Annotated in this window: 23 protein-coding genes; 13 read left to right on the top strand and 10 right to left on the bottom strand. The window is 64.2% G+C overall.

Translation table 11 applies throughout. From position 1 onward, the window contains the following. The first annotated feature begins 571 nt into the window (after positions 1–571). From CCO03_RS14020 to CCO03_RS13995, 6 genes are all read left to right on the top strand, one after another. Entirely contained in the window at positions 572–1054 is a 483-nt protein-coding gene (locus tag CCO03_RS14020; protein ID WP_205690306.1) for a DUF3011 domain-containing protein, read from the top strand. Between the two features lie 11 nt (positions 1055–1065). Beyond that, complete coding sequence (locus CCO03_RS14015) at positions 1066–1659, top strand: hypothetical protein (RefSeq protein WP_087282030.1); 594 nt, start codon at positions 1066–1068, stop codon at positions 1657–1659. Between the two features lie 11 nt (positions 1660–1670). Next, the gene (locus CCO03_RS14010; RefSeq protein ID WP_087282029.1) at positions 1671–2099 is read left to right on the top strand and encodes a lysozyme inhibitor LprI family protein; all 429 of its coding nucleotides are present in this window, start codon (positions 1671–1673) and stop codon (positions 2097–2099) included. Between the two features lie 34 nt (positions 2100–2133). Further along, positions 2134–2547 (top strand): hypothetical protein, encoded by a 414-nt coding sequence (locus CCO03_RS14005; protein ID WP_087282028.1) that lies wholly within the window; start codon positions 2134–2136, stop codon positions 2545–2547. 2 nt (positions 2548–2549) lie between these two features. Further along, the gene (locus tag CCO03_RS14000) at positions 2550–3854 is read left to right on the top strand and encodes an LssY C-terminal domain-containing protein (RefSeq protein ID WP_087282026.1); all 1305 of its coding nucleotides are present in this window, start codon (positions 2550–2552) and stop codon (positions 3852–3854) included. A 221-nt stretch (positions 3855–4075) separates the two neighbouring features. After that, positions 4076–4828, top strand: a complete 753-nt coding sequence (locus CCO03_RS13995) for a helix-turn-helix domain-containing protein (protein ID WP_157667690.1) — start codon at positions 4076–4078, stop codon at positions 4826–4828. Positions 4829–5070: 242 nt separating this feature from the next. On the opposite strand, the gene CCO03_RS20110 is transcribed toward CCO03_RS13995, so the two are convergent. The 5 genes from CCO03_RS20110 to CCO03_RS13975 form a co-directional block, all read right to left on the bottom strand. Then, a complete protein-coding gene (locus tag CCO03_RS20110) occupies positions 5071–5703 on the bottom strand; it encodes a putative Ig domain-containing protein (protein ID WP_169717475.1) in 633 nt (210 codons plus the stop codon). Beyond that, entirely contained in the window at positions 5700–5825 is a 126-nt protein-coding gene (locus tag CCO03_RS20490; RefSeq protein ID WP_236904146.1) for a putative Ig domain-containing protein, read from the bottom strand. The genes CCO03_RS20110 and CCO03_RS20490 overlap by 4 nt, the downstream gene beginning before the upstream one ends. 1486 nt (positions 5826–7311) lie before the next feature. Further along, positions 7312–8766 (bottom strand): AMP-binding protein, encoded by a 1455-nt coding sequence (locus CCO03_RS13985; RefSeq protein WP_087282021.1) that lies wholly within the window; start codon positions 8764–8766, stop codon positions 7312–7314. A 30-nt stretch (positions 8767–8796) separates the two neighbouring features. Further along, positions 8797–9444 carry a COG4648 family protein gene (locus CCO03_RS13980; protein ID WP_087282019.1) on the bottom strand — a complete coding sequence of 216 codons (648 nt, stop codon included), beginning with the start codon at positions 9442–9444 and terminating at the stop codon, positions 8797–8799. Between the two features lie 21 nt (positions 9445–9465). Further along, entirely contained in the window at positions 9466–9747 is a 282-nt protein-coding gene (locus CCO03_RS13975) for a phosphopantetheine-binding protein (RefSeq protein WP_087282017.1), read from the bottom strand. A 322-nt stretch (positions 9748–10069) separates the two neighbouring features. On the opposite strand from CCO03_RS13975, the gene CCO03_RS13970 reads away from it, so the two are divergent. From CCO03_RS13970 to typA, 6 genes are all read left to right on the top strand, one after another. Continuing rightward, complete coding sequence (locus CCO03_RS13970; RefSeq protein ID WP_087282015.1) at positions 10070–10687, top strand: LSm family protein; 618 nt, start codon at positions 10070–10072, stop codon at positions 10685–10687. A 66-nt stretch (positions 10688–10753) separates the two neighbouring features. Beyond that, entirely contained in the window at positions 10754–12238 is a 1485-nt protein-coding gene (gene nusA, locus CCO03_RS13965; protein ID WP_087282013.1) for a transcription termination factor NusA, read from the top strand. An 18-nt stretch (positions 12239–12256) separates the two neighbouring features. Then, complete coding sequence (gene infB, locus CCO03_RS13960) at positions 12257–15163, top strand: translation initiation factor IF-2 (RefSeq protein ID WP_087282010.1); 2907 nt, start codon at positions 12257–12259, stop codon at positions 15161–15163. A gap of 178 nt (positions 15164–15341) precedes the next feature. Next, on the top strand, positions 15342–15722 hold the full coding sequence (gene rbfA / locus CCO03_RS13955; RefSeq protein WP_087282009.1) for a 30S ribosome-binding factor RbfA: 381 nt from the start codon (positions 15342–15344) through the stop codon (positions 15720–15722). A gap of 2 nt (positions 15723–15724) precedes the next feature. Beyond that, entirely contained in the window at positions 15725–16855 is a 1131-nt protein-coding gene (gene truB, locus CCO03_RS13950) for a tRNA pseudouridine(55) synthase TruB (protein WP_087282007.1), read from the top strand. 306 nt (positions 16856–17161) lie between these two features. Then, positions 17162–18988 (top strand): translational GTPase TypA, encoded by a 1827-nt coding sequence (gene typA, locus CCO03_RS13945; protein ID WP_087282005.1) that lies wholly within the window; start codon positions 17162–17164, stop codon positions 18986–18988. A 395-nt stretch (positions 18989–19383) separates the two neighbouring features. On the opposite strand, the gene CCO03_RS20195 is transcribed toward typA, so the two are convergent. Both CCO03_RS20195 and CCO03_RS13935 read right to left on the bottom strand, forming a co-directional pair. After that, entirely contained in the window at positions 19384–19935 is a 552-nt protein-coding gene (locus tag CCO03_RS20195; protein ID WP_205690305.1) for an Imm51 family immunity protein, read from the bottom strand. Positions 19936–19980: 45 nt separating this feature from the next. Next, entirely contained in the window at positions 19981–21678 is a 1698-nt protein-coding gene (locus tag CCO03_RS13935; protein WP_087282003.1) for an electron transfer flavoprotein-ubiquinone oxidoreductase, read from the bottom strand. A 308-nt stretch (positions 21679–21986) separates the two neighbouring features. On the opposite strand from CCO03_RS13935, the gene greB reads away from it, so the two are divergent. Continuing rightward, a complete protein-coding gene (gene greB / locus CCO03_RS13930) occupies positions 21987–22553 on the top strand; it encodes a transcription elongation factor GreB (RefSeq protein WP_087282001.1) in 567 nt (188 codons plus the stop codon). Positions 22554–22766: 213 nt separating this feature from the next. Here greB and CCO03_RS13925 read toward each other — a convergent pair whose 3' ends face one another. The 3 genes from CCO03_RS13925 to gmk all read right to left on the bottom strand — a co-directional run bounded on the left by CCO03_RS13925 (position 22767) and on the right by gmk (position 26030). Then, the gene (locus CCO03_RS13925; protein WP_087281998.1) at positions 22767–25034 is read right to left on the bottom strand and encodes a RelA/SpoT family protein; all 2268 of its coding nucleotides are present in this window, start codon (positions 25032–25034) and stop codon (positions 22767–22769) included. Between the two features lie 100 nt (positions 25035–25134). Continuing rightward, positions 25135–25335 (bottom strand): DNA-directed RNA polymerase subunit omega, encoded by a 201-nt coding sequence (gene rpoZ / locus CCO03_RS13920; RefSeq protein WP_087281996.1) that lies wholly within the window; start codon positions 25333–25335, stop codon positions 25135–25137. A gap of 71 nt (positions 25336–25406) precedes the next feature. Continuing rightward, a complete protein-coding gene (gene gmk, locus CCO03_RS13915; RefSeq protein WP_087281994.1) occupies positions 25407–26030 on the bottom strand; it encodes a guanylate kinase in 624 nt (207 codons plus the stop codon). Positions 26031–26064: the final 34 nt, after the last annotated feature.

Below are 26064 nucleotides of genomic sequence, written 5' to 3'. Positions count from 1 at the left end.
GGCCTTCATCGCGGAATGAGAGCCGCTCGTTGATGCAGGGGCCAGGCCGGCGCAGGCGACGGCGCATGTGAGGGCGCTGCAGCTGCAGGCGCGCTGGTCAGCACAAGGTCCCGGCACGCGGCGCATCTGCCCTATGCAGGGCTGCCTGGGTGGGGCCAGGCCTTGACGCCGTCGCGCCCGTGCAGGGTGCTGTCGAATGATGGCCGGTGGGGTAGGAGATCACACTCGATACAGCTGCATCGGAAATCTCTGTAGACCTCGGAATTGCATGCGAACTGCGCTTGCCATGGTGTCAGACGAGGACCGTGTCGGCGTCACCAGTGGCCCGCCTGCACTTACGGGATCAAGCGCGCCGGGCGGCCAGAGCAGTCCCAATGAATGTTGGGATCAAGAAAAACATCGTTTTTTTGAAAAAATAATCCATTATTCTTGACCTAAGATAATACTTTTATCGGATATTTTTCGCCATCTACACGGTGGGTGAAGTGGGATGAGTATAAATTTTCGAATTCAAATCATCAGCAGAGGAGAAAAGATGAGGAAGGCAGGATTTTTCACGGGAGTGGTTCTAATGCCGCTGCTGTACGCGTATCCCACCCAGGTCATGGCTCAGACCACAGTCGAATGCAGGTCTCGTGATTACCAATACACCGAGTGCTCGGCACGAGACCTTTCTCGGCCTCAATTGATCCATCAAATATCGAGCAGTGCGTGCATTTTGAATCGCACCTGGGGTTACAACCCGCGCACGGGCTACATCTGGGTGGGCGACGGGTGTGCGGGTACGTTTGCCGACGGTGGCGGCTATCACCACGGCCGAAGCGACACTTACGATGAAGGCGCACGCCACTACGATTCCCGCGGCAACGATGCGGGGGCGGTGGTCAGCGGATTGGTGCTGGGGGCGATTTTGGGTGCTGCCTCGTCGTCGGGCCATCATCACCATTCAAAACCATCGGATGGTTATGACGGGTGCCATGATACGGGATGTCTGGTCGACAACCCGGACGAGGACAACGGTCCTCCGGAGCCAGGTCAGTTGGAGATGCGCTGAAGGTTCGACACATGCAGCAAGCCCTGTTGTCGGTGCACGACATCTACCCTCACATACGGACCGTGATGGGCATGGTGATCGGACTTGGGGTCACACGGTTGCTCTCCGGCGTGGCGAGGATTGTGCAACACCCGGCACAGTATCGACTTTACCCCGTGCATTTGGCTTGGGTCGCGTCGGTGCTGCTGTCCCTTGTGCATTTCTGGTGGTGGGAGTTTGGCCTATATCAGGTAGAAGTTTGGACATTTGGTACCTACCTGTTCGTCATCGGTTATGCTATTTTGCTGTTTTTGCAGTGTGCACTGCTATTTCCCGACAGCTTGCAGGATTATTTGAGCTATCAAGATTTCTTCCTGGCCAGGCGATCTTGGTTTTTTGGCTTGTTGGCGGCAACCAGCCTGTTTGATGTGATCGATACCCTCATCAAAGGCGAGGAACACTTTTCCCGGTTTGCCGGTGAGTACTTGGTCCGGACGCCCATTTTGGTGGTGCTGTGCATCGTGGCTGCGCTGACCCGGTCACGGGTGTTTCATGTGGCCTTTGTCTCTTCGGCATTGATGTATCAACTGTCCTGGATTTTTCGACTTTTTGACAAACTGACCTGATTCATTCCCCCATGCTCAAATTCACGATGGCCTGCACTGTGCTGGCACTTTTGGCTGCTTCGGCACACGCATCGTCTGACATGTGCTACGAGCGCGCGCAGACGCAGGCCCAGCTCAACGAATGCGCCGCAATCGCCTTGAAGGGCGCCGATGACGAGCTCAACGCCTTATACAAGCAGATGCAAGGCCGCCTTCAGGGCGACTCGATGACGCGAGGGTTGCTCCTAGATGCGGAGCGCAAGTGGCTGGCCTTCCGGGATGCGGAATGCCGCTTTGCGTCGATCCGTTCGGTCGACGGCAGCCTCCATGCCATGCAAGTCAACGATTGCTTGACGGATATGACCCGCACTCGCGTGATCGAGCTGCAAAACCACCTAGCCTGCGGCAGGGGCGGTGAGCAGACGGCTTCGCAGTGTGCTTTGCCGCGCGCAAAACGTTGAGCAGCACACTCTTTACAACCCTTCAGAAAATGCCATGAAAACTGTAAAAGCTCTCTTCGCACTGTCCGCCATCCCGCTGCTGTTTGGATGCGCAACCGTGCGCCAGCAAGATTTGGCAGCCTGGGATGGTGTCCCTGTTGAGGCCTTGGATACCCACCCATTGTTTTTATCCATGCCCATGTACAAGACCTTTTCTGACAGTGGCATGGAGATCCGCAATTACGTGAATGGCAAAACGACCGAACAGTGCTTTGCCAGTGCGGGTAGCCATCAAGGTCACCATCACTACGGCGCCTTCATGTCGTGTTCCGAAAATCGGCTGGTCTGCAACAACCTGTTCTACATCCAGAAACGGAAAGTGGTCCGTTATGCCCCTACGGGGGATTGCTACACGGATGAGCGAGTCCGCCCGCAGTCGTCCATGGTGGCACCGCGGCCCGCGAAGTGACCATGCGCGGCGGTTCCGGTATGCTGTCGAGGGCGGGCGTCATCGGCGCTCGAATCGCGGTCCTGCTGGCGCTGGCCCTGTTGTCTGCTTGCACCAGCTTGGCCACGCGCGCTCCCGACGCCGCCGTCGATGTGCGCAGCCCGCAGGAGGTCGAGGCGGGCTTCATGGCGCGTGCGCATCGCCAGACCATGACGCGCGGAAACGTATCGGTCAGTGTGGCAGCCCTGCGCGACGAGGAGAGCCTTGGCAGTTTGGGTCTGCCCCTGGCAGAGCGCGGCATTCAGCCCGTGTGGATTGAGATCGTCAATCGCAGCACGCAACCTCATTGGTTCATGCCGGTGTTCATGGACCGCGATTTTTATGCGGCGCGCGAGGCGGCCTACCTCTTTCGTGACATGGGCGTGCACCGGAAGGTCGAGCGCACGCTGATTGACCGGCAAATGAAGGTGCATGTGGCGCCCCAGACCACGGTGAGCGGCTTTGTGTATACCAATCTCACGCGTGGCATCAAATTGATCAACGTGGAATTGCTGGGCACGGGCCATGTCCTGCACTTCGATTTCGCCCGCGAGCAACCGGGCGGACAATTTGATTACCAGACCCACCATCCCGATGAACTGTATTCACCCGCACAGCAGGTTCGGACTGGGCTGAACGCCTTAGGGACCGCGTTGGAAAAACTGGCTTGTTGCACGGCCAATGCCCAAGGTACGGCTCAAGGCGACCCCCTTAACTTGGTGATGGTGGGATCGGAGCATGAGGTTTTGGTTGCGCTGGTGCGGGCGGGCTGGGATTTCACGGAAACCATCAACGCGTTGAGCGTGGGCCGAATGATCGGTGCCTTCACGTTCGGTCACAGCTACCGCAATTCACCCGTCAGCGCCCTGTATTTTGCGGGGAGGCCACAGGATTTCGCCATGCAGCGAGCGCGCAACAGCATTTCGCAGCGGAATCATTTGCGGCTTTGGCTGACCCCCATCCAGGTGGATGGCACGCCCGTGTGGATTGGCCAAATCAGCCGCGACATTGGTGTGAAAGTGACCCTGCATTCGCCGACGTGGACGACCCATGTCATCGATCCGGATGTGGACGAATCACGGGACTATCTGCTTCAAGACATGCTGATGACTAGCAACGTCGCTCGCTGGGGCTACACAGCTGGTGTGGGTCCAGCCCACCCAGATCGTCCCCGCATGAACCTGACTGGAGATCCCTATTTCACGGACGGGCGGCGCTTGGTCCTGTTCGTCTCGCGCGGCCAGCGGGCGATGCAAGACGCTGAATATGTCCAATGGCATGACCGATGAGTGTTTGCTTGGGCGCTTTGTGTTTGGCGTGTCTAAGGTTGCCAGGTGTGTACGCAAAAGGTATAAGTGGCGGCCTTGTCAAGTTCAGGTGGACATGAAGGCCCATGGTTGGAAAACATTTTGGATTCGCCCCGAGCCATTGGGGCGTCCGGTTTGAGAGTTCTCGGGGCTCGGCTGGATACTTCTCCTTACCTCCAGGATCGCTTCATTTCACATCTGGAGTGAATTTGTTTTTGATTTTTCAGTCGATCCAGAAAAATCGAACCATTGCACTCAATTCCGACAAAAAAATCCAAAGCATCATTCCCGCGGGAGGGTTGGAGATCGTTCCTCAGGGGTCGGATATTTCCTCGATGTGGCTCACTCCCAAGGAAAACATGTTGATCGCCTTACCGAATGAGCGGTTGAGGTCGTTGGCTGGTTTGGAGTGCGGTGAGGAAAACCTTGAAATTTATCCCCTCGGGCTGGCCATTTCTGATCGAAAGGCCTATGCCATTTCCCGCGCGATCGGCAAAGAGCTCGCGCTTCAGGAGATTGGCCGAGCCGAATACTTGGATGCTTTGTTGACTGCATTTGGCGTTCACATCATCCGAAATTATTCGAATCTGTCATCGGGATTCAGTGCAAGGCGGGCCCAGGGCGGGCTTTCGCCGCAAAAATGGAAGAAAATAGAAGCCTACATTCGAGAAAACATCTCCGCAAAGATGACGATTGAGTCATTGGCGGTCGAGGTCTCGCTCTCGCCCGGACACTTCTCGCGGGCTTTCAAAGAAACATCGGGAATGTCACCGCATCAGTTCATTTTGAACATGAGGCTGTCTTTGGCCAGAGGCTTGCTGGAAAAGCCAAACGTTTCCTTTTCCGAGGTGGCCCGAATCTCTGGATTCGCCAGCAACAGTCACATGACCGCCGTGATGAAGCGATTTCTAGGGGCGACCCCAAGCGACGTTCGAAAGAAGCGGGTTGCCATCTAGAGGATGGTTCACAGTTGGATCGTCCTGTGGCTTTTGTTGAAAGGTTCAAAGCGGCCAGCGCCACATCACCACAGACACGATAGCGTCTCGCCGTTCAATGGGCGCGGCAGAACCCGCAGCGTGATTTGTCATGGCGGTGCGGCCGCACGCCCGCGCCGCTGCGGCCTCAGCCTCAGGTCAGCTGCCCCAGAGCAAGGCCCACCTGCAGTCCCAGCTTCCGTACCTTGGCCAAGGCTACATGCTTAGCGTCGCCGCCGCCGCAACCTGCGCGCCCTCAGTGCCGCCGCCAAGGCGCCCAGCAGGCTGATGGCCCACCCGCCCAGCGTGGGCACTGGTTTCACGTCAGCGGCCGTCACGCTCAACACCAGCGTCACGCTCGCCGTCTGCGCCGGGGTGGCCCCATCGCTGAGCGACACCACCACAGCGAACGTGCCCGACTGCGTGGGCGTGCCGGTGATCTCTCCATTCACCAGCGACAAGCCCGTGGGCAGGCCGGTGGCCATCCAGGTGTAGGGCGCGACGCCGCCGGTGGCGAGCAAGGCGGCGCTGTAGACCTGGGCCTGGTTGGCAGCGGGCAAGCTGCTCGTGCCAATGGCCAGCGTCGCAGGCAGCACCTGCAGCGTCACCGTGGCGGTGCGGGCTGGGGATTGGCTGTCCGCCACCGTCAGGGGGTAGTCGCCGTGCGTGTCCACGGCGGGTGTGCCGGTGAGCGCGCCCGTGCTGGGGTTCAGCGTCAAGCCCGTGGGCAGGCTGGCTGCGGTCCAGGTGTAGGGCGCCACACCGCCGGTGGCGGCAGGGCCGCCGGTGTAAGCCTGGCCCACTGTGGCTGGGGCGGGTGCCGTGGCGGCCAGGGCCGGCAGGATCTGCAGCGTCACGCTGTCTGCGGCGTGGGCTGATGGCTGTCCGTCACCGTGATCGTGTAGCTGCCCTGGCTGCCCGCCGCAGGGGTGCCCGAGAGCACGCCGGTGCTGGGGTTGAGGCTCAAGCCGCCGGGCAGGCTGGCGGCACTCCAGATGTAGGGGGCCAGGCCACCGGTGGCCGTGAGGGTGATGGGGCGCGTAGGCGCTGCCGGCCACGCCGGCGCTGGGCGCAGCAGAGGTGATGGTCAAGCTTGCTGGGGCATGGTCGGTGCAGATGCGCACCTGGCCGTTGCCGCTGCGGCCATCGGTGGCACCGGTCAGCGTGATGGGGTCGGTGCCGGCGTTGAAGGAGCCGCCGCCGCCGCCCATGCCTTCGTCTGCTGAGTCGGGCGTGGGATCGTTCCCCCCACCCCCGCCCGAGTAGCCACCCCCGCCGCCGCTGGTGGTGACCGCGGAGCCTGCGCCGCCGCCGCCAAAGCCGCCAGGCGCATTGTTTGTGCTCGTACCGCCGCTGCCGCCATGGACAAAGGCCTGACCGCCTCTTGCCCCCACCACGTTCCATCTGCATCGTTGCCCAGCAAGCCGCCACCGCCTGCGCTGGCCTGAGACGAGGTCCCCGCGCCACCCCCACTGCCTGTGCTCCCCCCGGCCCCACCGGCGTTGGTGCCTGCTGCGCCGCTTTGGCCCGCTTGCCCGTGCTTGTCTGGGCTGTCGGTGAATGCGGAGCCTGCACCGCCGCCGCCCACCACCAAGGCTTGGAGGGGGCTGGTGCCCGTGAGCACGACAAAGCTGCCGCCGCCGCCGCCGTTGCCCTGGAAACCGGAGGTGGGAGCCTGCTGACCGACCAACACGCTCAAAAGGGTGCCGGCCGCGAGGTGAAACTTGCCACCCACGATCGCGCCTCGCCCTGGGCGAACGCTCGAATTTGGACTGTTCCCGCCCTCAGCTCCGGCCGCCTCGATCCAGTAGTCGCCTGTGCTGGGCACGCTGTAGGACACGATGGCGCCGGTGTAGTCGAAGGTCTGCAGCGGACTGGGCCTGCGCGCCGCCGAGGGTGGCCAGGGTCAGGCCAACCCCGGCCAGGGGGCGGGCCAAGGGACCGAACAAAAGGCGAAAGCGCGGGGGGCGGGTGGGGGCGAGGTCCATGTGTGCCTTTCGATGGGTACAAAAAAACACACTTTCACACGATGGGATGCGCGCGGTCTATCCCTGAAATTGGTGAATGTGAAGGGTGTTGACGTCATGGCCCTTCACCCCGCTGAGGGGCCCGTCGCGCCAGGCCGCATGCCGCGGTGATTCACTTGGAGCACGCTGTGGGCGGTTGGCCCGAGGCCACGCCACGCGACTCGGCGGTGTGGCGAAGGCCTGCATCGGACGCCGCGCCGCGGGTCGCAGGGATGCCTTGGGAGCCCGCAGCCGGCGGCACGGCGTGAGCGGCTACCCGTTGCGGCGGACGGCAGGCAGGCAGGCAGGCGCAGCGTGTTGGCGTCGCCCCACGTGGTCCGACGCGTGATGGGCGCTGATGCAGGCCGCGACTGCGGCGTTGAATGCGATGAATTGACCAGTATCCACCTGATTCCGTTGATTTGTCATCGGTAGGTGGATGATACTGCTTGCCATTGGTCAACCAGGGCGCTGAGTCAGGCGGGCGTGCAGGGCTTGCAGGGCCGAGCGGGGCAGCTTGCTGGTGGCATTGCGGGGCAGGCTGTCCAGCAGCCACAGCGGGCGGGGCAGAAAGACCGGGTCGATGTGGGCCCGCAAGGCCTGGGTGACGGCCTTGGCGTCGAGTCCGGGCGCGACGACGAAGGCGCACAGGCGCTGGACCTGGGTGTCGGCGCCGGCGGCATCGGGCTGGTTGCCGGGGTCGAAGAAGGCGCCGTCTTTCACGCCCGGCAGCCGCTGCACGATGGCGTTGAGCGCGGCGATGGAGTGGCGCTTGCCGGCGATGTTCACCATGTCGGCGCGGCGCCCAATGAGGCGGAAATGCCCGTCGTCGAGCTGGGTGACCATGTCGGCCAGCGGCACGCGGCCTTCGATGTGCCCGTCGCTGACCCAGGCGACGTCTTCGCCGTCCTGGTGCTCGAGCGACAGGCGCACGCCATCCAGCAGCTGCCAATCGCTGCTGCGCACGGTGCGGTGGGTGGCGATCTGGCCCGTTTCGGTCGAGCCATAGATTTCATGCACGGGCGCGCCCAGGCGGTCTTCGATGCGCTGCGCCAGCTCGCCCGACAGGGGCGCGGTGGCGCTGAGCACATCGGCCACCGGGGGTAGGCTGAGGCCGTTGTCCAGGGCTTCGAGCACCAGCGACAGGTGCCAGGGGGTGCTGATGAGGCAGCGCGGCGCCGGTGCCGCGGCCAGGGCGTGGGCGATGTCGGCCGGCAGCATGGGTTTGCCGTGCCACATGGCATGGCCGCCGTGCAGCGCGAGCAGCACGCTGGACTCGAAACCGTACATGTGCTGCGGTGGCACGGTGGCCACCAGGCTACCCGGGGCCCATGCGAGTCGGGTTTGCGCGCTGCGGGCGTTCAGCACCAGCTTGCCCCAGGTCTTGCGGTGGCCGCTGGGCTCGCCCGTGGAGCCGGAGGTGAAGACCAGTGCCGCGAGCTGGTCGCCGGCGATCCGGGGCATGGTGAACGGGCCGGTGCAGGGCTGGGGCCGGGTCGACAGCCAGGGCCGCAGGTCCAGCGTGGGCAGGTCGGCGGGGTGGTCTCCCCCGTCGTGCAGGCAGACGATGTCGCCCGGTGCAACGTGGGCGAGGGCACCCGTGGCCTGCCGGCCAGACCAATGATGCAGGTCGACCTGCGCCTGCGGTGCGACGCGTTGCATCAGGCGCACGGTTTCGGGGGCGAAATTGGGCGGCATCAGGCTGATACAGCCGCGCAGCAGGGCGGCCGCCAGCCCCAGGCTGAAGCCGAAGTGGCTTTGGCTCACGTTGAGCACGGGCGCCCCGACGGGCAGGTGGGCGGCCAGCGCGCGGGCGCGCGCCACGAAATCGCCGGCGGTGATCGCGCCGTGTTCGCTGGCGATCAGGGCCTGGTCGGCGGCGTGTGTGCACAGCGGCCAAGTGGAGTCGGTCATGGCAGGGGCGGAGGCGTCAAAGGGTGGGCTTTACGGGCGCGAGAGCTGCCGGCTGACCACTTCGATGGTGCGCAGCAGGCCGATGCGGTCCTTGGCCGGCAGGAAGAAGCGACGCGCGAAGTTCTCGAGGGCAAACATCAGCCCCGTGCAGACCAGCGTGCCGATGGTGGAAAACCAGGTCCAGCTGGCAAACGAGGCGCCAAAGAAGAGCAGCAGCGACAGGCCGCAGATGGCGGTGAAATACAGGGTCCAGGCCAGGGTGACGCCGCGGGTGTAGCGCCACAGGGGTGGTTCGGTCACGTCATCGTGGACCCAGGCCGCCATCTGCGTGCACAGCGGGGTGCGCCCCGGCAGCAGGGTGCGCCCGAACGCCACGGCCAGGGCGGCATGGGCCCCCACATGCTGGGTCAGGTACAGCCAGCCAAAGCGCGTGACCAGGGCGTCACTGGCCAGGACGAGGAGGGCGAAGCCCAGGACGCACAGGGCCGAGAGCGCCCGCGCCCGCGTGTGCTGGGGATGCGTGGCTGGCCAGCGCTGCCGCTGAGCCCAGGCCAGCAGCAGCAAGGGGCTGGCCAGCACCCACACGGTGAGGCGCGAGGGGTGCAGGCTGGTCCACACCACGAGCGCGGCCACGAGGCCGATGCCCAGCAGCTTGGCCGCGAGTCGCCAGGCCGTCATGGGAAGTGTCCGGATGGGTGGTCAGACGCGCTGCGCGGCGACGTGGTTGGCCAGGTGGCGCAGGCTGGAGAAGATCCTGGCGTTGTTGTCATCGTCGGCCTTGAGCTGGAAGCCGTACTGTTTCGAGACCGCCAGGGCGATTTCCAGGATGTCGATGGAATCCAGGCCCAGCCCGTCGCCGTACAGCGGGGCGTCGGGGTCGATGTCTTCGGCGGCCATCTCCAGGTTGAGGGAGGAAACCATCAGCTCAGCCAGCTCCCGGATCAGGGTGTCATCGGCGGGCTGGTTGTGTGTGTCGGTCATGTTCGAAGCGGGAGAGGTGCAGCGCGCCGGCGATGGCTGCCGTGCGTTTGGGGCGATGTGCTGCCCACCACGGCCGTTCAAAGGCCTGGCAGACGCGGTGCAAATTCTAGTGCATGGCTCTGGCGCGGCCGGCTCGGGGATGGGCGCTGCGGCAGCAGTCACACACGGCGTTCAGGTCCAGAATCTGACTTGAATACCGCCCGCCAACATGCTAGAATCGCTCTCTCACGACCAAAAGGGCGGGTTTCATCCGCCCTTTTTTTATGTGTTTTTGATTTTTGGTGCTTGATTCTCAAGGCGAATTTTCAGGGCGAAACAGCGCGTGTCACTGCAGCAATTGGTTGAAACGACGGTCACCGGCTTGGGCTACGAGTTGGTGGAGATTGAACGCTCGCAAGGCGGCTTGCTGCGCATCACGATTGACTGGCCCTGGGCGGGCGCCGAAGCAGAGGCACGCCTGATCACCGTCGAAGATTGCGAAGTGGTCACGCGTCAGCTGCAGTTCGCCCTTGAGGTCGAAGGCACCGATTACTCGCGTCTGGAAGTCTCGTCGCCGGGCATCGATCGCCTGCTGCGCGGGGAAGCCGATCTGCAGCGCTTCACAGGCTATGAGGTGGATGTCACCCTCAAGGCCCCGATCGGGATGGACGTTGCCGACGGCAAGGTCAGCCCTTTGCGCAAGAAATTCCGCGGCACGCTGGAGCGAACCGACGACGGCGCTGGCTGGCACATCGTGTGGCAGGAAAAGGTCCAGGCCAAGCCCGGCCAACGTGTGAGTGCCAAGCGGCTGGCCGCAGCGCCGGTGCATGCGCTGGGCTTCACGCTCGATGAGGTGCGCGAGATTCGCTTGGCGGCGGTGGTGGATTTTCAGGGCCGTGCCCAACCGGGCAAGGCCAGCCCCGCGTCTGGCGAGGCGGATGCCGCAGACGATGAGGCGTGAGCAAGGAATGCATGTTGAAACGGGTTCGCGCACGCATGGGCGTGCGCAGCAAGAGGAGTCTTTGTCATGAATCGCGAACTGCTGATGCTGGTTGAAGCGATCTCGCGCGAAAAAAATGTGGAAGCCGATGTGGTGTTTGGTGCCGTGGAATCGGCATTGGCTCAGGCCACCAAGAAGCTCTACGAAGGCGAGACCGATATCCGAGTGACCATCGACCGCGACTCGGGCGACTACGAAACGTTCCGCCGCTGGCACGTGGTGCCCAGCGAAGCGGGTCTGCAACTGCCCGAGCAGGAAGTCCTGCTGTTCGAGGCTGAGGAAGACAAGCCTGGCGTGCAGGTGGGTGACGTCATCGAGGAGCCCATCGAGTCGCTGCCGATTGGCCGCATCGGTGCCATGGCGGCCAAGCAGATCATCCTGCAGAAGATCCGCGATGCCGAGCGCGAGATGCTGCTCAACGACTTCCTCTCGCGTGGCGAGAAGATCTTCGTGGGCACGGTCAAGCGCATGGACAAGGGTGACATCATTGCCGAGTCCGGCCGTGTCGAAGGCCGCCTGCGTCGCTCCGAGATGATCCCGAAGGAAAACCTGCGCACGGGTGACCGCGTGCGGGCCATGATCATGGAGGTCGATTCGACCTTGCGTGGCGCGCCCATCCTGCTGTCCCGTGCGGCGCCCGAGTTCATGGTGGAGCTGTTCCGTCAGGAAGTGCCCGAAATCGAGCAAGGTCTGCTGGAGATCAAGAGCTGCGCCCGTGATGCGGGGTCGCGCGCCAAGATCGCCGTGATCTCGCACGACAAGCGCGTGGACCCGATCGGCACCTGCGTGGGCGTGCGCGGTACCCGTGTGAATGCCGTCACCAACGAACTGGCGGGCGAACGGGTGGACATCGTGCTGTGGAGTGAAGACCCGGCACAGTTCGTGATCGGCGCCCTGGCGCCGGCCAACGTCTCGTCCATCGTGGTGGACGAGGAAAAACACGCCATGGACGTGGTGGTGGACGAGGAAAACCTCGCCATCGCGATTGGCCGGGGCGGCCAGAACGTGCGCCTGGCTTCTGACCTGACGGGCTGGAAGATCAACATCATGGACGCGGCGGAATCGGCCCAGAAAAAGGCCGAAGAAACCACGTCCATGCGCAGCCTGTTCATGGAAAAGCTCGACGTCGACGAGGAAGTGGCCGACATCCTCATCGAGGAAGGGTTCACCAGCCTGGAAGAAGTGGCCTATGTGCCGCTGCAGGAAATGCTGGAAATCGAAGGTTTCGACGAAGAAACCGTCAACGAATTGCGTTCGCGTGCCAAGGCAGCTGTGCTGACCATGGAAATTGCGCGCGAAGAAAGCGTGGTGGGCGCAGCCCAGGACCTGCGGGACCTGGATGGCGTGACGCCTGACCTGATTGCCAAATTGGCCGACAACAACATCCACACCCGTGACGACCTCGCCGATCTCGCGGTTGATGAACTGACCGCCATCACCGGCCAGTCCGAGGAAGAAGCCCGAGCCCTCATCATGAAGGCCCGTGAGCACTGGTTCGGCGACAACGCGTGATGGAGGATCGCACACAATATGTCCAGCAATACGGTTGCCGAGTTCGCCAATGAACTCAAGAAAACGTCCGAGCAGTTGATCGAGCAGCTTGAAGCGGCCGGTGTGCCCAAGCGCTCGGCCAATGACTTGCTCACCGAATCCGACAAGCAAAAGCTGCTCAACCATCTGCAGGCTGCACATGGCACGAGCGAGCGTCGCAAGATTGTGCTGACCAAGAAGTCCACCAGCGAGATCAAGCAGGCCGATGCCACCGGCAAGGCCCGCACGATTCAGGTCGAGGTGCGCAAGAAGCGCACCTTCGTCAAACGCGACGAGGACGAGGGCGCCAACACCTCCGAGCAGCAACAGGCCGAATTGGCGCGCCGTGAGGAAGCCGCGCGCGAACAGGCCGAACAGCTGCGCAAGCAGGAAGAAGCGCTGGAGCGCAGCCGCCGCGAACGCGAAGCCGCCGAAGCGGCCGAGGCTGAGCGGGCCAAAGCCGCTGCCGAGCAGGCTGCGCGTGAGCAAGCCGAGCGCGAAGCCCAGGCTGCGGCCAAAGCCAAGGCGGATGCCGAAGCCGCTCAGGCCAAAAAAGATGCACCCAAGCCCAAAGTGGGAGCGCGCGTGAACCTGGTGGAAGACTTGCAGGCGCTGGAGCGCGCCCGTGCCGAGGAAGTGGCCAAGGCACAGGACGCACAACGCCAGGCCAAGCAGGCAGCCGAGGACAAGGTCGCGGCCGAAGCCCAGGCCAAGGCCGACGCCGCCAAGGCGCAGGCCGACGAGGAAGCCGCCCGTGCCAAGGACCTGGAAGAGCGCCGCCGCAAGGCCTTGGCCGAGGCCGAAGCCATCCGCAACATGATGAACGCGCCCCGCAAGGTGCTCGTGGCCAAGCGTCCCGAAGAGACCAAGGCTGCGACGCCCGAGGCCAAGACCGCTGCGGCCAAACCGGCTGCCGGTGCGCGCCCTGCGGCCGGTGGTGCGCGTCCGCCCGCAGGTGGTGCCAAGGAAGTCAAGTCGTCCAAGCTGTCGTCCAGCTGGGCCGGCGACTCGCCTGCCAAGAAGAAGGGCTTGCCCACTCGCGGTGGCGACGCAGGCAACTCGCGTGGCAACAACTGGAAGAGTGGTTCCGGCCGCGGCCGTCGTGGTCGCGACGATCACCAGCAGCATGCAGCGGCACCGGTCGAACACCGCGCCATCGAAGTGCATGTGCCCGAGACCATCACCGTGGGCGAGCTCGCGCACAAGATGTCGGTCAAGGCTTCCGAGGTCATCAAGCAGTTGATGAAGCTGGGTCAAATGGTCACCATCAACCAGCCGCTGGACCAGGACACGGCCATGATCGTGGTCGAGGAAATGGGCCACGTGGCAAAGGTGGCTGCGCTCGACGATCCCGAAGCCTTCTCGGCCGAAGACGAACAGGCGGCTGCAGGCGAGGCGCTGCAGCGCGCGCCGGTGGTCACCGTCATGGGTCACGTCGACCACGGCAAGACCTCGCTGCTGGACTATATCCGTCGCTCGAAAGTGGCGGCGGGCGAAGCCGGCGGCATCACGCAGCACATCGGTGCGTATTCGGTGTCCACGCCGCGTGGCGCGGTCACCTTCCTGGATACCCCGGGTCACGAAGCCTTCACGGCCATGCGTGCCCGTGGTGCGCAGGCGACGGACATCGTGATCCTGGTGGTCGCTGCGGACGACGGTGTCATGCCGCAGACCAAGGAAGCCATCAAGCACGCCAAGGCGGCCAAGGTGCCGATCGTGGTGGCCATCACCAAGGCCGACAAGCCCGATGCCAATCCCGACAAGGTCAAGCAGGAGCTGGTGGGTGAAGAGGTCGTGCCCGAAGAGTACGGTGGTGATTCGCCGTTCGTGGCCGTGTCGTCCAAGACCGGCATGGGCATCGACGAGCTGCTCGAACAGGTGCTGCTGCAAGCCGAAGTGCTGGAGCTCAAGGCACCGGTCGAGGCCGCTGCCAAGGGCATCGTGATCGAAGCCCGTCTGGACAAGGGCCGCGGTCCTGTGGCCACAGTGCTGGTGCAATCCGGCACGCTGAGCGTCAGCGACGTGGTGCTGGCCGGTCAGACCTCGGGTCGTGTGCGGGCCATGCTGGACGAAGACGGCAAGCCGGTGAAGACCGCTGGCCCGTCGATTCCGGTCGAAATCCAGGGTCTGGGCGACGTGCCGCAGGCGGGCGACGACTTCGTGGTGCTGTCGGACGAGCGCCGGGCGCGCGAAATCGCGACCTACCGCGCTGGCAAGTTCCGCAACACCAAGCTGGCCAAGCAACAGGCGGCCAAGCTCGAGAACGTGTTTGCCGAGATGCAGGCGGGCGACGTGCAGACGCTGCCCATCATCATCAAGGCCGACATGCAGGGCTCGCAAGAGGCGCTGGCCGCTTCGCTGCTCAAGCTGTCGACCGAGGAAGTGCGTGTGCAGCTGGTGTATGCCGGCGTGGGCGGCATCAGCGAGTCGGACGTGAACCTGGCCATTGCCTCGGGCGCGATCATCATCGGCTTCAACGTGCGTGCCGACGTGCAGGCACGCAAGACGGCCGAAGGCAACGACGTGGATGTCCGTTACTACAACATCATCTACGACGCCGTGGATGAGCTGAAGTCGGCCATGTCGGGCATGCTGGCCCCCGAGCGGCGCGAGGAAGTCATCGGCATGGCCGAGATCCGCACCGTGTTCGTGGCGACCAAGATCGGCACCGTGGCCGGTTGCATGGTCACCTCGGGCGTCGTCAAGCGCGATGCACATTTCCGCCTGCTGCGCGACAACGTCGTCATCTACTCGGGCGAGCTGGAATCGCTCAAGCGCATGAAGGACGACGTGAAGGAAGTCAAGGAAGGCTTCGAGTGCGGCATCAAGCTGAAGAACTACAACGACATCGCCGAAGGCGATCAGTTGGAAATCTTCGAGATCAAGGAGATCGCGCGCACCCTGTGATCGTCAGGCGCATGGGATGCATTCACCCGTTGCATGCACAAGGGTGGATGGCATGATCAGGAGTATGCGGTGGTTGCCGTTCAGTGCTGAACGGCAATGGCCTCATACTCCGTTCCATCATGGGCGCACGTGCGCCCGCGTCCTGCGCCTGCACCGTCTCACCTTTCGCGTGTTTGACATGGCCACCAAGAAGTCTCCCACCAACCGCAGCTACAAGGTCGCCGACCAGATCCAGCGCGATCTGTCCGAGCTGATCGCGCGCGAGCTCAAGGACCCGCGCGTGGGCATGGTCACGATCAATGCAATCGAGCTGACGCCCGACTATGCGCATGCCAAGGTGTTTTTCAGCCTGCTCGTGGGCGATCCGGACGCCAGCGCCGAGGGCTTGAACGCGGCCGCAGGCTTCCTGCGCAACGGGTTGTTCAAGCGCCTGCACATCCACACCGTGCCCACGCTGCACTTCGTGTACGACCGCACGACCGAGCACGCGGCCGACATGAACGCCTTGATCGCCAAGGCGGTGTCGTCGCGCGCCAAGGACAACGACGAGCAAGGATGACGATGACAGGGCCATCCCCAGGGGGACGTGCCCCCGTGGGGGGGGCCGAGTCCCGGACCGACCTCGACGGTGTTGCGACCCCGGCGCAGGATGCGCGCCGCGCGCCGAGTGCGCGCATCCAGCGCCGCCCCGTGCATGGCGTCGTGCTGCTCGACAAGCCGCTGACCTGGTCCAGCAACCAGGCCTTGCAAAAGGTGAAGTGGCTGCTGCGCGCGGAAAAAGCCGGCCACACCGGCACGCTGGACCCCTTGGCCACGGGGGTGCTGCCGCTGTGCTTTGGTGCCGCCACCAAATTCAGCCAGCTGCAGCTCGATGCGCCCAAGACCTATGAAGCCACGGTGCTGCTGGGCGTGCGCACCACCACCGCCGATGCCGAAGGGGAGGTCGTCGCGCGCGTCACCGTCACACCGGACATGTTGACGCCGGAGCGCCTGGCTGCCGTGCGCGCCCGGTTCACCGGGGCGATTGCGCAGGTGCCGCCCATGCACAGCGCGCTGAAAAAGGATGGCAAGGCGCTGTATGAGTACGCGCGTGCGGGCGTCGAGGTGGAGCGCGCGCCGCGCCAGGTCGACATTCACGCGCTGGACATGCAGTTGGCCTGTAATGACGCAGGTGAACCCGTTTTGCATTTGACCGTGCGCTGCAGCAAAGGCACTTACATCCGCACCCTGGGCGAAGACATCGGGCTGGCGCTGGGCTGCGGCGGCCACCTCACGCGCCTGCGCCGTGTGGAGACGGGCGGCCTGCTGGCCGCGCAGTGCGTGACCATCGAACAGCTCGAAACCATGTCCGAGGCGCAGCGTCTGGCTGCCGTGCAGCCCACCGACTGCCTGTTGGCGGGCCACACGCGCGTCGATCTGCCTGCGCATGACGCGGGGCGCTTCCTGTCCGGCATGCGCCGTCGTGGCCCCTGGGCCAACAGCGACGCGGTGGCGGTGTATGGGCAAAATCCCGTGGCCCTGCTGGGTGTCGCCCATGTGTACTCAGGTGAGCTGATTCCCGATCGCTTGCTGAGCCCGGCCGAGGTCGAGCAGACGCTGGTGCAGGCGTGGGGGATGCAGCAAGCCGGTGAGCCAGGCCATGGACACGCCGCGCAGCCCACCGGTCAGGACGCACCGGCGACGGGCCGCTGAGACGGGCAGGAGCAGACCATGTTTGAGCAGTCCGACATTCGCACAGTGCAGCCTGGCTTCTTGGCTTGTCCGGACGCCGCTGAGGTGTTCGAGCCTCGCAGCCGCACGGCGCTCTTCACCTTCGACGGGAGTTGAGCACCGTGACGACCGCCCTCCGAAAGCGCCACCGCCTGCGATGAGCCTGACGCATCATCATTCGAATTCTCAGGCAGTACACCGCATGTGTCGTTGGCCCTCAAACCGACGCAACTCGATACATCCCATTTTCGCAACCGCGTACCCATTTCATCGAAGGCACGTTTCACAATGAGCACCCCGATTCGCAACATCGCCATCATCGCGCACGTTGACCATGGCAAGACGACCATGGTCGACCAGCTGCTGCGCCAGTCCGGCACCTTTGCCGAGCACGAAAAAGTCGTCGACACCGTGATGGACAACAACGCCATCGAACGCGAGCGCGGCATCACCATCCTGGCCAAGAACTGCGCCGTGAGCTGGCAGGGCACGCACATCAACATCCTCGACACACCGGGGCACGCCGACTTCGGCGGCGAAGTGGAACGCGCGCTGTCCATGGTGGACGGCGTGGTGCTGCTGATCGACGCGCAGGAAGGCCCCATGCCGCAGACGCGCTTCGTGACCAAGAAGGCCCTGGCCCTCGGCCTGCGCCCCATCGTGGTCGTGAACAAGGTCGACAAGCCCGGCGCCAACCCCGACAAGGTCATCAACGCCGCTTTCGACCTGTTCGACAAGCTGGGCGCGACCGACGAGCAGCTCGATTTCCCCGTGGTGTATGCCTCGGGCATCAACGGCTGGACGTCGCTGGAAGAGGGTGCGCCGGGTGAGCAATGGGGCAAGGACATGTCCGCCCTGTTCGAAACCATCCTGAAGCACGTGCCCGAGCACAGTGGGGACGCGAGCGCGCCGCTGCAGCTGCAGATCTCGGCCCTGGACTTTTCCACGTTCGTGGGCCGCATCGGCGTGGGCCGCGTGAACGCCGGTGTGGTCCGGCCCGGCCAGGATGTGCTGGTCATGGAAGGCCCCGAGGGCAAGCAGTACAAGGGCCGCGTGAACCAGGTGCTGACCTTCCAGGGCTTGGACCGCGTGCAGGTGACCGAGGCCGGTCCCGGCAACATCGTGCTGGTCAACGGCATCGAAGACCTGGGCATTGGCGTGACGCTGACGTCCATCGACAACCCGCAGCCGCTGCCGATGCTGAAGATCGACGAGCCCACGCTGACCATGAACTTCTGCGTGAACACCAGCCCGCTGGCCGGTCGCGAAGGCAAGTTCGTCACCAGCCGCCAGATCTGGGACCGCCTGCAAAAAGAGCTGCGCTCGAACGTCGCCCTGCGCGTGCGTGAAACCGACGAAGACGGCATTTTCGAAGTGGCCGGCCGCGGTGAACTGCACCTGACCATCCTGCTGGAAGAAATGCGTCGTGAAGGCTACGAGCTGGCCGTCTCCAAGCCGCGCGTGCTGTTCCGCGAGATCGATGGCGTGCGCTGCGAGCCCATCGAGCTGGTGACGGCCGACATCGAGGAAAGCCACCAAGGCGGCGTGATGCAGGCGCTGGGCGAGCGCAAGGGCGAGCTGGTCAACATGGAGCCCGATGGCCGCGGCCGCGTGCGCCTGGAGTACCGCATTCCGGCGCGTGGCCTGATCGGCTTCACGAACGAGTTCCTGAACCTGACCCGCGGCTCTGGCCTGATCGGCAACGTGTTCGACAGCTACGAGCCGCACAAGGGCGAGATCGCCAGCCGCAAGAACGGCGTGCTGATCTCGATGGATGACGGTGAGATCTTCACCTACGCGCTGGGCAAGCTGGACGACCGCGGTCGCATGTTCGTGAAGGCCAACGACCCCGTGTACGAAGGCATGATCGTCGGCATCCACAGCCGCGACAACGACCTGATCGTGAACGCCACGCGCACCAAGCAGCTGACCAACTTCCGCGTCAGCGGCAAGGAAGACGCGATCAAGATCACGCCGCCCATCGACCTCACGCTGGAGTACGGCGTCGAGTTCATCGAGGACGACGAGCTGGTCGAGATCACCCCCAAGAGCATCCGCCTGCGCAAGCGCTTCCTGAAGGAACACGAGCGCAAGCGCGCTTCGCGCGAAGCGTGATTAACAGGCGGCTGGGCAGTATGCGGCGATTCCCGTCGCCATTTTGTTCGCCGCGCTGGCATACCCAAGAGAACCCGCTTCGGCGGGTTTTTTCATGGGGTGGCGACTCAGAATTCATGGTCTTCCTGAGCCCGTGAATCTTGTCGTTCATCGCCCGCGGCCCATGAGCGTCCCTGACATCACGGCACTGAATGATGCGGACCTGAGCGCTGGTCGGTCGTCTGTGCAAGGCATCGCGAAACTGAGGGGGTATGGCAGCCTGCGTGGACGTCTGACGCGGATTGTGCGACCGGATGCGGCCTGGCGGTGGGCTTGCGCGGGACACGGTTGATCTGCCCGGGATGACGGAGCGGGTGGTGGGCTCTCGGCACGCGAGTGGCCTCATGCCGATCGAATCACGAGCCGTGATGCAGCAAACCCGAGCGCGTGAGCCGTGCGCCGGCCGCCTCAGTCCAGCTCGGCGCGGGCCAGCATGTCGCGCAGGCGAGCGATGTCGGCGCAGGCGCCAGGGCGAAGGCTTCGAGGGATGTGACCTCGGTCGAGTAGGCGCAGAACATGTCCGCCTCGGGGTCGAAGCGGATGTCGGCGCGCCAGGCGGGCTGGGTGTCGTCCAGAAAGACGTCGGCGACAGACGCCCAGTCGTAACCGCTGCCCTGAAAACCGTCTGCCGCGCGCTCATCGAAGATCGCCTGTTGCCAGCGGCCAGCACCGAGGATGACCGAGGTGCTTTTGCTGCCTCGTACGAGGACAAAGGGTTTGATGCGGTCTTCGATGGTCATGGTTGCTCCGGAGCGGGTCTGGTTAGCGTCATCGTGCAGTATCGGGCCGGCGAAGCCTGCGCAACGGCGGTCGCGGCATGATTCTGGCAGAACCGGCATGAGGCCGATGGCTTCACCGGCTGTGGCGACCGGGCTGCGCCCGCAAAAAAGCGAGGTGCCTTGCGGCACCTCGCTTGGGTGGGATGCAGGCCCGCCGTGGTGGCGGGCGGGACATCACATGCCGGAGTAGTTGGGGCCGCCGCCGCCTTCGGGCGCCACCCAGACGATGTTTTGCGTCGGGTCCTTGATGTCGCAGGTCTTGCAGTGCACGCAGTTCTGGGCGTTGATCTGCAGGCGCTCGCCACCTTCGGCGGACTCGTCTGTCACGAATTCGTAGACGCCTGCCGGGCAGTAGCGTGCTTCAGGGCCGGCGAACTTCGCGTAGTTGATGCGCACGGGCACCGAGGCATCCTTCAGCGTCAGGTGAGCTGGCTGGTTCTCGCTGTGGTTGGTGTTGCTGATGAACACGCTGGACAGTCGGTCGAAGGTCAGCTTGCCATCGGGCTTGGGGTACTCGATCTTCTTGCTCTCGGCCGCGGGCTTGAGGTAGAGGTGATCGGGCTTGTCGCGGTGCAGGTTCCAGGGGATGTTGCCGCCCAGCAGCTTTTGCTCGATGCCGGTCATCACGATGGCGGTGTACAGGCCCTTCTTGAACCAGTTCTTGTAGTTGCGGTCCTTGCGCAGCTCGGCGTACAGCCAGCTCTTTTCGAAGGCTTCGGGGTAGGCGGTCAGCTCGTCGCCCTGGCGGCCGGCCTGGATGGCCTCGAACGCGGCTTCGGCGGCCAGCATGCCGGTCTTGATGGCGGCGTGGCTGCCCTTGATGCGGCTGGCGTTCAGGTAGCCGGCATCGCAGCCGACCAGCGCGCCGCCCGGGAACACGGTCTTGGGCAGGGCGAACAGGCCGCCGGCCGTGATGGCGCGGGCACCGTACTGCAGACGCTTGGCGGTCACGTTGCCTTCGTCGTCGGTGAAGTAGTACTTGATGTTCGGGTGCGTCTTCCAGCGCTGGAATTCCTCGAACGGGCTCAGGTAGGGGTTGCTGTAGTTCAGGCCCACCACGTAGCCCAGCGCGACCAGGTTGTCGCCCAGGTGGTACATGAAGGCGCCGCCGTAGGTGTCGGTGTCCAGCGGCCAGCCGGCGCTGTGCAGGGCCAGGCCAGCCTTGAAGCGCGAGGGGTCGATTTCCCACAGTTCCTTGATGCCGATGCCGTAGCTCTGGGGGTCGCGGCCTTCGTCGAGCTTGAACTTGGCGATCAGCTGCTTGCCCAGCTGGCCCCGCGCGCCCTCGGCAAAAATGGTGTACTTGCCGTGCAGCTCCATGCCGAGCTGGAATTCGGGGCCAGGCTCGCCGTCCTTGCCGATGCCCATGTTGCCGGTGGCCACGCCCTTGACGGAGCCATCGTCGTTGTAGACGACTTCGGTGGCCGGAAAGCCCGGGAAGATTTCCACGCCGAGGGCTTCAGCCTGCTCACCCAGCCACTTCACGACTTCGCCCAGGCGCACGATGTAGTTGCCGTGGTTGTCGAAGCACTGAGGCAACGCAAAGCCGGGCGTGCGCAGGGCACCGGTTTCGCTCAGGATGAGGAAAGCGTCCTCGGTCACCGGCTGGTTCAGCGGCGCGCCTTTTTCCTTCCAGTCGGGGATCAGCTCGGTGATGGCCTTGGGGTCCATGATGGCGCCCGACAGGATGTGGGCGCCGGGCTCGGAACCCTTTTCCAGCACGACGACGCTGATCTCCTGCCCTTTCTCGGCCGCCAGCTGCTTCAGACGGATGGCCGTGGCCAGACCACCGGGGCCGCCGCCCACGATGACCACGTCGTATTCCATGGCCTCGCGCGGACCGTACTGTTCAAGGATGGCTTCAGGCGTCATGGGTTACTCTCTTTTTGAAATGAAGGTCGAACGTGGTGCTGGGCTGGGCCATCAGGTCTACGCTGTCACTCTAAAGCGTGCGCACGGCGGGCCGTGTCAGGTGTGTCGATCGCGTGACAAAAGATCAACCCGCGATTTTATCCGCAATGTCTCTCAATCGGATTTTCGGGCATTGTAATTTGATTTGTGAGACGCACGTCTCGATAACCAACCGTTTCGGTCGCCCTCCAAACTGCAGTGCGGGACATGTTCTCGCCCGTTGGAGGCGCTGACCAGCACGAACGCCCCGAAGTGGGGCAGCAGACCACATGAACAAAGCATTTGTCAAAGAGCGCGACGACGCAGACGACGAGGACGGCGACGTCAGCTTGCCCCAGTTACCGCAGGGTGCGCGCAATTACATGACGCCGACGGGCTACCGGCGCCTCAAGGCCGAATTGCTGGGCCTCATCGACGACGAGCGCCCCAAGATCGTGGAGACCGTGCACTGGGCGGCCAAGAACGGCGACCGCTCGGAAAACGGCGACTACCTGTATGGCAAGAAGCGCCTGCGCGAGATCGACCGCCGCATCCGCTTCCTGACCAAACGCCTGGAGACCGCCGAGGTGACCGACCCCGCCGTGCACCATGGCAACGACCAGGTGTTCTTCGGCGCCACGGTGACCTACGTCGACGAGGACGACGTGGCGCGCACGGTCACCATCCTGGGCATCGACGAGGCCGACGCCAGCGCCCACCAGGTGAGCTGGATTTCGCCGATCGCCCGCACCTTGCTCAAAAGCCGGGTGGGCGACGTGCTCAAGCTGCTCACGCCGGCTGGGGTGAAGGAGATTGAAGTGTTGGAGGTAGAGTATCCCGATACTTCCGATGACTGATCAACGGGAAAGGCAGCATACTGCCTGAGTTTTGGTGGTCGACTGTGAGGTCTGCACAGCTGGGCAAGGATGCGACCCGGCTGACGGTCGGCGCGACAACGGTTGGCGTCAGCCCAGGATGGACCAAGCATCGGTCCGCGGCCCAGCACCTGAAGCCACAAGGGGCCCGCCGAGGCGGCCGAACGGCCGCCAGATCGCGCGCCCGCGTGAGGGTCAGTCGCCCGCGGCCGCCGGCTTGATGCGCTGCACGCGCAGCACCGAGGGCAGCCGGCTGACCTGGCGCATCACGTGGTCGAGCTGGCTGGTGTCGGCCACGGCCAGCACCAGGCGCAGCTCGCCGGCGTCCTGGCGCGAGCCATCCGTCATGCTGAGGTGCTCGATGTCCGCGCCGGCCTGCGTCACGGCCGTGGTCACGTTGGCCAGCACGCCGCGGTGGTTGGCCACGGTGACGACGATGCCGGCATCGAAGGTGCGCGTGGGCTTCTCGGACCAGACCACGGGCACGAACCGCTCGGCGTCGCGGCTGCGCAGGCGGCGGGCGACGGCGCAGTCTTCGGTGTGGATGACCAGGCCCTCACCACGGCCCAGGTAGCCCACGATGGCGTCGCCCGGAATGGGGCGGCAGCAACTCGCGTACTTGACCGATGAGCTTTCGCTGCCATCGAGCGTGATGGTGCTCTGCGGGGCCTCGTGCGCGGTGAAGCGTTCGCGCGACATGACCAGCGCATCGGGTCGGTCGCCGGCCGCGGTCAGCGATTCGACGAGGCGCTTGGCCACCAGGTTGGCGATGCGCTTGCCCATGCCGATGTCGGCAAACAGCTCGTCGCGGTCGCGGTTGCCGGTCAGGTGCAGCAAGGCCGCCCAGGCCGGGTGGTCGGGGGTGGGGATGTCGGCAAACCCCTCGGCGCGCATGGCCCGCGCGAGCAGCCGTTCACCCAGCCGCACCGAGGCCGATTGCGCCAGGTTCTTGAGCTGGTGGCGGATGCTGGAGCGGGCGCGGCCCGTGCGCACGAAGCTGAGCCAGTCCGGGTTGGGCATGGCGTCGTCGTCGGTGGTCATCTCGACCACGTCGCCGTTCTTGATTTCGCTGCGCAGGGGCACCTGCTGGCCGTTGATGCGCGCCGACACCGAGTGATCGCCCAGGTCCGAGTGGATGGCGTAGGCGTAATCGATGACCGTGGCCCCGCGCGGCAGCGAGACGATGCGCCCCTTGGGCGAGAACACGTAGATCGCATCGGGGAAGAGATCGCCCTTGACGTTTTCCCAGAACTCGGTGGCGTCGCGGGTCTCGCTCTGGATGTTCATCAGCGAGTCCAGCCAGCTGGCGCCCAGTGGTTCGCCGCCGTCATCGGCGTTGAGGGGCTGGTGGGTGGCCTTGTACAGCCAGTGCGCGGCGATGCCGGTTTCGGCCACCACGTCCATGGCCTGGGTGCGCACCTGGAACTCGATGTTGACGTTGGCCGGCCCCACCAGCGTGGTGTGCAGCGACTGGTAACCGTTCGACTTGGGGATGGCGATGTAGTCCTTGAAGCGGCCGGGCACCGGCTTGTAGGTCTGGTGCAGCACGCCGATGGCGGCGTAGCAGTCGGCCACGCTGTGGGTGACGATGCGCAGGCCGTAGACGTCGTGCAGTTGGGCGAACGAGAGGTGTTTGTCTTCCATCTTGCGGTAGATGGAGTAGAGCGATTTCTCGCGCGCGCTGACCTGCACCATGAGCTTGCTGCGGCCGAACGAGGCCTCGACCGCCTGCTGCACCTGGGCCAGCAGGTCTTGGCGGCGGTTGCGCGCCTTGGCCACGGCCTTGGCCAGCACGCTGTAGCGCCAGGGGCGCAGGTACTTGAACGACAGGTCCTGCAGCTCGCGGTAGGTCTGGCTCAGGCCCAGGCGCTGGGCCAGCGGCGTGTAGATCTCCAGCGTCTCGGTGGCGATGCGTTGCCATTTGCTGCGCGGCATGTCGCCCATGGTGCGCATGTTGTGCGTGCGATCGGCCAGTTTGATCAGGATGACGCGGATGTCCTTGGCCATGGCCAGCAGCATCTTGCGGAAAGACTCGGCCTGGTTTTCTTCGCGCGTGGTGAACTGCACCTTGTCCAGCTTGGTCAAGCCGTCGACCAGGTGCGCCACCTGCGGGCCGAACTGCTCGATGAGGTCATCCTTGGTGACGCCGCAATCCTCCATGGCGTCGTGCAGCAGCGCGGCCGACAGCGCCTGGGCGTCCAGCTTCCACTCGGCGCACTGGCTGGCGACGGCAATGGGGTGGGTGATGTAAGGCTCGCCGCTCTTGCGCCACTGCCCCAGGTGGGCCTGATCGGCAAAGCGATAGGCCCGGCGCACGAGGTCGATGTCGGCGTCGTTCAGGTAGCTGATCTTGTTGACGAGTGCAGCAAAGCTGGCGGCGGCCGCGTTGGCCACAGCCTGCCGCTCACCGGTTCCTTGTTCCGGCTTGGGCTGGGTGGTCAGACGGGGGGAAAGGGCACTCATTCAGAGACTTTAACGCGCCAAACAAAGGCGCATCGTAGGTGCAGGCAACAAAAAAGCACCTTCAACAGGTGCTTTTGTGGCGAGAACGCCGCAGTGTTGCTCAGGGGACTTTCTTGAGCATTTCGACGCCGACCTTGCCGGCCGCGATTTCGCGCAGGGCGGTCACCACGGGCTTGTTGTGGCTCTCGAGGCGGGGCGTGTGACCCTGGCTCAACATGCGGGCGCGGTAGGTGGCGCTGAGCACCAGCTGAAAGCGGTTGGGGATCTTGTCGAGGCAGTCTTCAACGGTGATGCGGGCCATGGTGTGCTTTGCTTGGAAGGACTTGAGGAGTCGAGATGAGGCGGTTTGGCAGGGCGCTCGAAGCCGGGCACTCAGGGAATGTCCAGTCCGGCAAACACGTCCTCGCGGGCTTGACGCTGTGCGGCGTAGCGCAGCCGCTGCGCGTGAACGATGGCCTTGAGGTCAAACAGGGCCCGCTCGAATAACTCATTGATTATAACGAAGTCGAACCGGTTGGCCTGGGCCATTTCCTGGCGGGCATTGGCCAGGCGCTTCTCGATCACCTCGGGGGAATCCTCGCCGCGGCGCATCAGGCGGGCGCGCAATTCGTCCCAGCTGGGCGGCAGGATGAAGATCAGGTTGGCGTTGTCGAACTGCTTGCGCACCTGCAGGGCGCCCTGGAAGTCGATCTCCAGGATCACGTCGTCACCCTCGTTCATGCACCGTTCGATGCCCTCGCGCGAGGTGCCGTAGCGGTTGCCATGCACTTCCGCGTATTCCAAGAAGGCCTGGCGGCCTTCCATGCGGTCGAATTCGGCCTCGGAGATGAAGTAATACTCGCGGCCGTGCTTTTCCTGGCCGCGTGGCGCGCGCGTGGTGTGCGACACCGAGGGTTTGATGCCGCGGTCGACTTCCATCAGTGCCTTGACCAGGCTCGATTTGCCCGCGCCACTGGGGGCCGAGACGACGTACAGGTTGCCGGGGTAGTTTTTCATGGGCGCGATCGCCAGGCCGGCACCGGGGCCGGAT

Origin of the sequence: Comamonas serinivorans (assembly GCF_002158865.1) — a bacterium.
Classification (GTDB): domain Bacteria; phylum Pseudomonadota; class Gammaproteobacteria; order Burkholderiales; family Burkholderiaceae_C; genus Comamonas_E; species Comamonas_E serinivorans.
Note: the sequence above shows the minus strand (reverse complement) of the source record. Positions and strands in the feature narration are given on the sequence as shown.

Coding starts and splice junctions, on each gene's coding strand:
- CCO03_RS14020 (WP_205690306.1), top strand. CDS start 572: ATGCCGCTGCTGTACGCGTATCCCACCCAGGTCATGGCTCAGACCACA.
- CCO03_RS14015 (WP_087282030.1), top strand. CDS start 1,066: ATGCAGCAAGCCCTGTTGTCGGTGCACGACATCTACCCTCACATACGG.
- CCO03_RS14010 (WP_087282029.1), top strand. CDS start 1,671: ATGCTCAAATTCACGATGGCCTGCACTGTGCTGGCACTTTTGGCTGCT.
- CCO03_RS14005 (WP_087282028.1), top strand. CDS start 2,134: ATGAAAACTGTAAAAGCTCTCTTCGCACTGTCCGCCATCCCGCTGCTG.
- CCO03_RS14000 (WP_087282026.1), top strand. CDS start 2,550: ATGCGCGGCGGTTCCGGTATGCTGTCGAGGGCGGGCGTCATCGGCGCT.
- CCO03_RS13985 (WP_087282021.1), bottom strand. CDS start 8,766: ATGACCGACTCCACTTGGCCGCTGTGCACACACGCCGCCGACCAGGCC.
- CCO03_RS13980 (WP_087282019.1), bottom strand. CDS start 9,444: ATGACGGCCTGGCGACTCGCGGCCAAGCTGCTGGGCATCGGCCTCGTG.
- CCO03_RS13975 (WP_087282017.1), bottom strand. CDS start 9,747: ATGACCGACACACACAACCAGCCCGCCGATGACACCCTGATCCGGGAG.
- nusA (WP_087282013.1), top strand. CDS start 10,754: ATGAATCGCGAACTGCTGATGCTGGTTGAAGCGATCTCGCGCGAAAAA.
- infB (WP_087282010.1), top strand. CDS start 12,257: ATGTCCAGCAATACGGTTGCCGAGTTCGCCAATGAACTCAAGAAAACG.
- rbfA (WP_087282009.1), top strand. CDS start 15,342: ATGGCCACCAAGAAGTCTCCCACCAACCGCAGCTACAAGGTCGCCGAC.
- truB (WP_087282007.1), top strand. CDS start 15,725: ATGACAGGGCCATCCCCAGGGGGACGTGCCCCCGTGGGGGGGGCCGAG.
- typA (WP_087282005.1), top strand. CDS start 17,162: ATGAGCACCCCGATTCGCAACATCGCCATCATCGCGCACGTTGACCAT.
- CCO03_RS13935 (WP_087282003.1), bottom strand. CDS start 21,678: ATGACGCCTGAAGCCATCCTTGAACAGTACGGTCCGCGCGAGGCCATG.
- greB (WP_087282001.1), top strand. CDS start 21,987: ATGAACAAAGCATTTGTCAAAGAGCGCGACGACGCAGACGACGAGGAC.
- CCO03_RS13925 (WP_087281998.1), bottom strand. CDS start 25,034: ATGAGTGCCCTTTCCCCCCGTCTGACCACCCAGCCCAAGCCGGAACAA.
- rpoZ (WP_087281996.1), bottom strand. CDS start 25,335: ATGGCCCGCATCACCGTTGAAGACTGCCTCGACAAGATCCCCAACCGC.
- gmk (WP_087281994.1), bottom strand. CDS start 26,030: ATGAAAAACTACCCCGGCAACCTGTACGTCGTCTCGGCCCCCAGTGGC.